General features: G+C 69.9%; 7 protein-coding genes. 2 read left to right on the forward strand and 5 right to left on the reverse strand.

Going from position 1 to position 6,701, the window contains the following annotated elements; all coding sequences use genetic code 11:
• Window positions 1-55 precede the first annotated feature (55 nt).
• Window positions 56-850 carry a hypothetical protein gene (locus ACYVE7_RS26400; protein WP_460368212.1) on the forward strand — a complete coding sequence of 265 codons (795 nt, stop codon included), beginning with the start codon at window positions 56-58 and terminating at the stop codon, window positions 848-850.
• Here the strand turns inward: ACYVE7_RS26400 and ACYVE7_RS26405 are convergent.
• Together ACYVE7_RS26405 and ACYVE7_RS26410 are read right to left on the reverse strand one after the other, a co-directional pair.
• Window positions 847-2,232 carry a cellulase family glycosylhydrolase gene (locus tag ACYVE7_RS26405; protein WP_460368214.1) on the reverse strand — a complete coding sequence of 462 codons (1,386 nt, stop codon included), beginning with the start codon at window positions 2,230-2,232 and terminating at the stop codon, window positions 847-849. The genes ACYVE7_RS26400 and ACYVE7_RS26405 overlap by 4 nt on opposite strands.
• 67 nt (window positions 2,233-2,299) lie before the next feature.
• Complete coding sequence (locus ACYVE7_RS26410) at window positions 2,300-3,274, reverse strand: RDD family protein (protein ID WP_460368216.1); 975 nt, start codon at window positions 3,272-3,274, stop codon at window positions 2,300-2,302.
• 53 nt (window positions 3,275-3,327) lie between these two features.
• On the opposite strand from ACYVE7_RS26410, the gene ACYVE7_RS26415 reads away from it, so the two are divergent.
• A complete protein-coding gene (locus tag ACYVE7_RS26415; RefSeq protein ID WP_460368218.1) occupies window positions 3,328-4,323 on the forward strand; it encodes a stage II sporulation protein M in 996 nt (331 codons plus the stop codon).
• A gap of 4 nt (window positions 4,324-4,327) precedes the next feature.
• Here the strand turns inward: ACYVE7_RS26415 and ACYVE7_RS26420 are convergent, their stop codons facing one another.
• From ACYVE7_RS26420 to ACYVE7_RS26430, 3 genes are all read right to left on the reverse strand, one after another.
• Window positions 4,328-5,038 (reverse strand): response regulator, encoded by a 711-nt coding sequence (locus ACYVE7_RS26420; protein ID WP_460368219.1) that lies wholly within the window; start codon window positions 5,036-5,038, stop codon window positions 4,328-4,330.
• A 115-nt stretch (window positions 5,039-5,153) separates the two neighbouring features.
• Window positions 5,154-5,801 (reverse strand): ribosome hibernation-promoting factor, HPF/YfiA family, encoded by a 648-nt coding sequence (gene hpf, locus ACYVE7_RS26425; protein ID WP_460368221.1) that lies wholly within the window; start codon window positions 5,799-5,801, stop codon window positions 5,154-5,156.
• A 516-nt stretch (window positions 5,802-6,317) separates the two neighbouring features.
• A partial coding sequence (locus ACYVE7_RS26430) for a ComF family protein (protein WP_460368223.1) occupies window positions 6,318-6,701 on the reverse strand: 384 nt, incomplete at its 5' end.

Genomic DNA, 6,701 nt, shown 5'->3' on the forward strand with positions numbered 1-6,701 from the left:
GATCAGGTAGACCAGCAGGATGGTCGGGATGCCGCGGAAGACGTCGGTGTAGGCGATGGCCAGGGCGCCCCACGTGACGTTCGCCGCCGAGCCCGTCCCCGCCGACTGGGTCTGGTCGGGGACGGGCGGAGCCGAGATCGCCGTCCCGCCCGCCTGGGCGAAGAACCACGTGTTCCTGTACAGCGGCCAGTTCGGCGAGGACGACGGCTCGCTCGCCATCGGCGATGCCGCCGCCCTCAACGCGACGGGCTCCGTCACCGTGGACCGCGGCACCGACGAGGGCGTGCCCGCGACCGTCCAGGACCAGCCCGCCACCACCGGCGAGTTCGTCCTCCGTAACGGCCACTGGGGCGGCTGGGTCCAGGTCCCGGGCAAACGGATCGGGCTGAGCGTCAGCGCCCGCGACGCCGACCTCGGCCGGCGGATCCTGCGCACCCTCCGCTTCGTCGACACCGACGTCGCGGGCTGCCCCGCCAGCCGCCTCCGCGCCCCGGCCCCGACCCAGTCCCTCCCCGCCCAGGTCACGGCCGTGTCCCTCTGCTCCTACACCAACGCCAGCGGTGGCGACGAGACCCTGATCAAACGCTCGCGCCGCTACACCGGCGGCCCCGCCCGGCAGCTCGCCGCGGCCCTCCGCAGGGCGCGTCCCGGCCCGGTGAGCCGCTGCCCGTCCATCCCGCAGGGCCTGCTGATCTTCACCGACGCCGCGGGCGGAACCCACACGCTCCGCGTCTTCCTGCACGGCTGCCCCGGCACCGTCGCCACCGCCCGTGCCGCCGTCGTGCTCGGCCCGCTCCTGCGCCGCCCGGCCCTCACCCGCGTCTTCCGCACCGACACCTGGCCGGTCTAGCCGACCGTGACGGTGTGCCGCTCCCCGCCGGAAGGCCACACCAGCAGCGTCCGGGTCGCTTCGTCCCAGGTGTACCGGTCGGACGTCGTGACCTTCGGCGTGCCCGTGCCGGGGAACCAGATCTCGGTCGGCCCCTGCGCGCCGTTGGCCGTCCACGACACCGTCAGCGCCGCGCCCGACACCTTGATCGAGGTCGGGACGCCCGCGACGGCCCGCGCGTACGGCCGCGCCATGATCCGTCCGACCTGGGTCAGCTTCCCGTCGAGGATCGGGTTGATCGAGGTGTCGACGCCCGTCCGGTCGGGCCCGGCGTCGTTCGACCAGTAGGCGTAGCCGATCGCCAGCTCCTCGGTCATCTTCAGCCAGTCGGACGTGTAGTCGGCGCCGCCCGGCACCTTCATGTCCATCGCGCCGATCTCCCCGATCCACAGCGGCCGCTTCAGCTTGCGGGCCAGATCGGTCATGTTCTTCTTCCAGAGCACGAACTCGGCCTGCACCAGCATCTTCGTCACCCCGCTGTAGGTCCCGCCGAGGTCGACGAGCCCGGGGTAGAAGTGCGGCGCGAGCACGATCCGGTCGCCGTCCAGCGCGCCCAGCGAGCTCTCGGCCCCCTGGTTGACGCCCAGCGACTGCGGCTCCACGAAGATCCAGTTCTTGGTGTCGACGGTCCTGATCCGGTCGATGATCCGCTGGTAGAACGGTGTGAGGACGGGCCCTTCGAAGAACCCGAACTGCCGGGTCCCGCCGAACGGCTCGTTCATCAGGTCGTAGCCGAGGACGGCGGGTTCGTCCTTGAACCGGTCGGCGACGTGCCGCCACATCTCGGCGTACCGCCGCGCCAGTTCGGGGTGCTTCCCGGTGGTGCCCCAGAAGTGGTCGTAGGCCCGGAGCACGGCCGGCTGGACGTAGGTCAGCACCCACGGGCTCTGCGGTGTGCACGGCAGCCCGTCGGTGAAGGTCGCCCAGGCGGGCGCGCCGTTGCCCGCGCCCTTGCAGGCGCTGGGCGAGTAGATGTCCTGGTGCATGTCGAGGACGACGTGCATCCCCTGCTCCCGGTACCAGCGGAGCCGTTCCGCGACGTCGTCGAGGTACTGCTCGTCGTAGACCCCGGGCGACGGCTCGATGTTCTTCCACTGGAGCAGGTACCGGACGGAGTTGGTCCCCATCAGCCGTCGCTCCAGCACCACGTCGGACCGTTCGATCCATGGCAGCCCGGAGGTGTCCTTGGCGGAGCTGGCCGTGTTCAGCCCGTGCAGGATGAGGGCGCGCCCCTGGTCGTCGGTGATCCAGGTCTGGCCGTCGTAGGCGTGGGCAGCCTGGGCGGGGGCGGCCAGTGCCCCGGCCAGAGCCGCCGTCACCGCGATGCGCCGCATCGAGCCCATGCCTCGACCTCCGAAGAAGATGAAATTTCCTCGGATTATTGGGCGCTCCGGCCCCCTCTGTAAAGACCTAACGGCCGCTTGGCCAAGAAGCGCCAGGCTGCGGCACCGGCGGCCCCTGCTGCTGCGGCACCCCGTACCCGTACGGCAGGGGTGGCGGCGGCGGGGGGAGTATCCCGGCCTGGAACGCGTTCCCGTGCATCCCGCGGATGATCACCGGTGGGGGCGGCGGGTCGAGCGGCACATGCTGGCCGTTCCTGCGGAGCAGGTCCTCCCGCTTGCGGCGGCGCGCGAACAGCCGGTCGGTCTCCCGGCGACGCCGCTCGGCCAGCACCGCCGAGATCACGATCTCGGGACGGGTGCCCGGCGGGGGCGGCGGCGACAGCAGCGGCCCGAGCCGCCCCATGAGCTGCGCGCCCAGCTCGTCCCTGACCTCGGGCAGCAGCTCCCAGAACCGCAGCAGATACTGGCGGCCGCTCAGCGCGAGGTCGTCGTCGATCCGCGACAGTTCCAGCGACTGCGCCCACGGCACCAGGTACATCGGCATCTGCGCGACGGGCCCGTAGACGGTCGCGGCCGGATCCCGGTCCTGGATCACCAGGGTGCCGGCGAACAGGTCGCCGAGCCTGCGACCCTGCCGGTTGAACAGCGAGCAGATCAGCGCGGGCGCGCCGGAGAAGGTCAGGAACTCCACGAATCCGGCGAGCGCCCGCATCAGCGCCTGCCGGAACCGGACGGGCCCACCGTCCACCGACACCACGCGCGTGCCCATCGCCATCTTGCCGACGGTCCGTCCCCTGGTCACGGTCTCCATGGTCGCCGGATAGCCGACGAAGACCCCGGCCGTCACCACGATCGTCAGACCGACCGCGACGGCCTCGTCGGCGAACAGCGCCACCATCGTCGCCATCCAGATCAGCACCGTGGCCAGCGAGCCCATGATGAACAGGTCGATCGCCAGCCCCGTCGCGCGGCTGGCCAGCCGCGCGGGCCGGATGTCGAGCGCGACCGCCTCGCCTGTGACCAGATCGCCGGGAACCGTCATGCGCCCAGTATGACGGCAGGAACGAATCGGAAGTATCCCTGTAGATTTCCCCTGTGGATGTCGACGCCTACGTGGCCGTGCACAATGCCGAGTGGATGCGGCTGGAACAGCTCATCAACCGGCCGGGCAAGCTGACCGGCGCGGAGGTCGACGAGCTGGTCGAGCTCTACCAGCGGGCCGCGACCCATCTGTCGGTCGTGCGATCGGCCTCGCCCGACCCCGCCGTGGTGGGCCGGCTGTCGTCACTGGTGTCGCGGGGCAGGGCCGCGGTCGGCGGCGCCAACGCCCCGCTCTGGCGCGACCTCTTCCGGACGGTCACGGTGTCGTTCCCCGGCACGGTCTACCGGCTGCGCTGGTGGTGGCTGGGCTGCGCGGTGCTCGGCAACGTCTTCGCGCTGGTCGTCGCGGTGTGGATCGCCAACAACCCCGAGGTGCAGGCCGCGATCGGCAGCCCGTACGAGATCCAGCAGTATCTGGACAAGGACTTCGTCAACTACTACACCGACCACGACGCGGGGGCGTTCGCGTTCCAGGTGTGGGTGAACAACGCCTGGGTGTCGGCGATGGCGATCACCTTCGGGATCCTGCTCGGCATCCCGGTGATCTTCGTGCTGTTCACCAACCAGCTCGGTCTGGCCATCGCCGGCGGGCTGTTCGCCGCACACGGCAAACTCGACATCTTCTTCGGGCTGATCCTGCCGCACGGCCTGCTCGAACTGACGGCCGTCTACGTGGCTTGCGGGGTCGGCCTCAAACTCGGCTGGACGGTCGTCGACCCCGGCCGCCGCCCCCGCGGCCAGGCGCTCGCCGAAGAGGGCCGCGCCGCGATGAGCGTCGCCCTCGGCCTGATCGGCGTGCTGCTGGTCTCGGGCGCGATCGAAGGCTTCGTGACGGGCTGGGTGCACACCACCTGGCTGCGGATCGGCATCGGCGTCGTCGCCGAGATCACGTTCCTCGCCTACGTCTGGTACTTCGGCCGCAAGGCCGTCGCGGCGGGGGACAGGGGGGACGCACCCGGCGTCCCCGACCTGGCCCCCGTCAACGGCTAGCGATCTAGGTGATCTCGAGCAGTTTCTCGCGCACCGCGTAGACCACGGCCTCCATCCGGGAGTGGAGCTGAAGCTTCTCCAGGATGTTCCGGATGTGGTTCTTCACGGTGTTCTCGGAGATGAACAGTTCCTTGGCGATCTCCCGGTTGCCGAGGCCCCGGGCGACCAGCCGCAGCACCTCCATCTCCCGGTCGGTCAGCCGGGGGGCGGGCACCTGCTGCTGCCGCTCCTCCGACTTCTTGGCCAGCGCGGTGAACTCGCTGATCAGCTTCGACGCCATGGACGGGCTGATCAGCGACTGCCCGCCGTGGACGGCCCGCACCGACTGCGGGACCTCGTCGATCGCTATCTCCTTGAGGAGGTAGCCCGAGGCCCCGGCCTTCAGGGCCTCGAACAGATCCTCTTCCTCGTCCGAGATCGTCAACATCACGATCTTGGTGCTGGGGACGGCCTCCTTGATGGCGGCGCACGCCTCGATACCGCTGCGACGCGGCATCCGCACGTCCATCAGGACGACGTCCGGCAGCAGTTCAGCCGCCTTGACGACGGCTTCCTGGCCGTCACCGCCCTCGCCGACCACCTGGATGTCCGGTTCCTCGCGCAGGACCATCAGCAGGCCCCTGCGGAACAGGGCGTGATCGTCCACGATCAGGACCCGGATCGGTTCGGTGCGGGCCTCACGTGGCTCGCGTGGGCTGGGCGCCGATGCGCTCACTCCTGCCTCCCCTTGTGCTGAGCCGGGATGCCTAGATCATGGCACGGCGAGGACGGTGACGGGACGCATACGTCAGATCACTCCGGGCTGCGTCCTGTGCCGGTCACCGGCCGGTTCACTCCTCGCTCAGCCGGATGACGCCGTAGTCCCATCCCCGCCGCCGGTAGACGACGCTCGGCTTACCGCTCTCCTTGTCACTGAACAGGAAGAAGTCGTGGCCGACAAGTTCCATCTCGTAGAGGGCCTGATCCACCGTCATGGGCGCGGCGGTGTGCCCCTTCTCCCTGACGACGACGGGGCCGTCGCCGTCCATCTCGATCGCGACGAGGTTGCCGTCGGCTTCCTCGGCCGCCTTCTCCGCGACGTAGCCGACGGCCACGCGTTCCGCGCCACCGACCGACTCGACGGGGACGTCGGGCAGCCCGGCGAGGGTGCCGGCGTCGCGGGCCTTGCGGCCACCGTGCCACTTGCGCCGGTCCGCGGACTTGCGGAGCCGTGCGTCGAGCTTGTCGAGCGCCAGGTCGAGGGCGCCGTAGCGGTCCTCGGCCGCGGCCTCCGCCCGGACGACGGGACCTTTGGAGTGGAGGGTCAGTTCGATCCGCTCCTTGTGCTCCGCCCGGCGGGGGTTACGCTCCTCGGTCACCTCCACGTCCACTCGTTGGATCTTCGAGTCGAGCCTCTCGATCTTGGCCAGCTTGGTGGTGAGGTGCTGCTTGAAACGCTCGTTCACCTCGGTGTGGCGGCCCGTTACGATGATGTCCACTCTCGGGACCCCCCTTCTCTACAGAGATAACGGACAGTCCGGAAAGCAAGGTTCCAGATGTTTCCGTCGATGGAGGGGCACCCACCCGTCCGACCTGGTCTTCGACCCCACAATCGCCTGCTGAGAGTCTCGCAGCCCATGCCACTACTGCTCTTCTCCCGTGACGCCGGATATCTGATCCGGCGGCGGGGCAGGGCTTACTTCTAAGCCGCACCGTGATCACTCGACAAAAAGTCGGCTTACGTGGACCGTTTCGCCTGCGACTGGCATCGGCTTGCACGGGTCGTGCACCTCCGGAGAGGGGCGACGATCCGGCGCAACCACGGACCCGGGTGGGTGCCATGTCAGAACGCTAGCCCCTCCCGACGCGAATGTCATGAGGCCGATCGGCGGCAAAACTCACCGTGGGTGACGCTCAGCGAGGCGAAAGGCGACGTCGGGCCCGTGTCCACCGGGGTTTCCGCGGCAGGTCAGACGGTTGTGGCCTTCAGGTGAGTTTGCTCGCACGGGACGGAATCAATAGCCGAATGTAGTGGTTTGTCCATGTCCAGTCCGTGGGACGGGCGCCGTCGCGAGCACCGCCGCGCCCTCGACCGCGATCCCGGCGCGGTCCAGCGCCTCCCAGGCGGCGGCCACGCTCGCCCCGGTCGTCAGGATGTCGTCCACGATGATCACCGGACGACCGTCGGAGCCGCCCCGCACCCGGAGCGCACCGGCCAGGTTGGAACGGCGCTGGACGCCCCTGAGCCCGCCCTGGTCGGGCGTTCCCGCCGCTCTCCGCAGCAGTTGACCCGCCCGGACGTCCGAGCCGTCCTGGCGCAGCTCGGCCGCGGCGAGCCGGGCCAGCCCGAGCATCGTGTCGCCGTACCGCCGCCGCACCGAGGAGGCCGCCGACGGCAC

Source organism: Actinocorallia lasiicapitis (assembly GCF_054778695.1).

Bases quoted from the DNA above. Each gene is read 5' to 3' on its own strand.
- ACYVE7_RS26400 (WP_460368212.1), top strand. From the start codon at position 56: ATGGCCAGGGCGCCCCACGTGACGTTCGCCGCCGAGCCCGTCCCCGCC.
- ACYVE7_RS26405 (WP_460368214.1), bottom strand. From the start codon at position 2,232: ATGGGCTCGATGCGGCGCATCGCGGTGACGGCGGCTCTGGCCGGGGCA.
- ACYVE7_RS26410 (WP_460368216.1), bottom strand. From the start codon at position 3,274: ATGACGGTTCCCGGCGATCTGGTCACAGGCGAGGCGGTCGCGCTCGAC.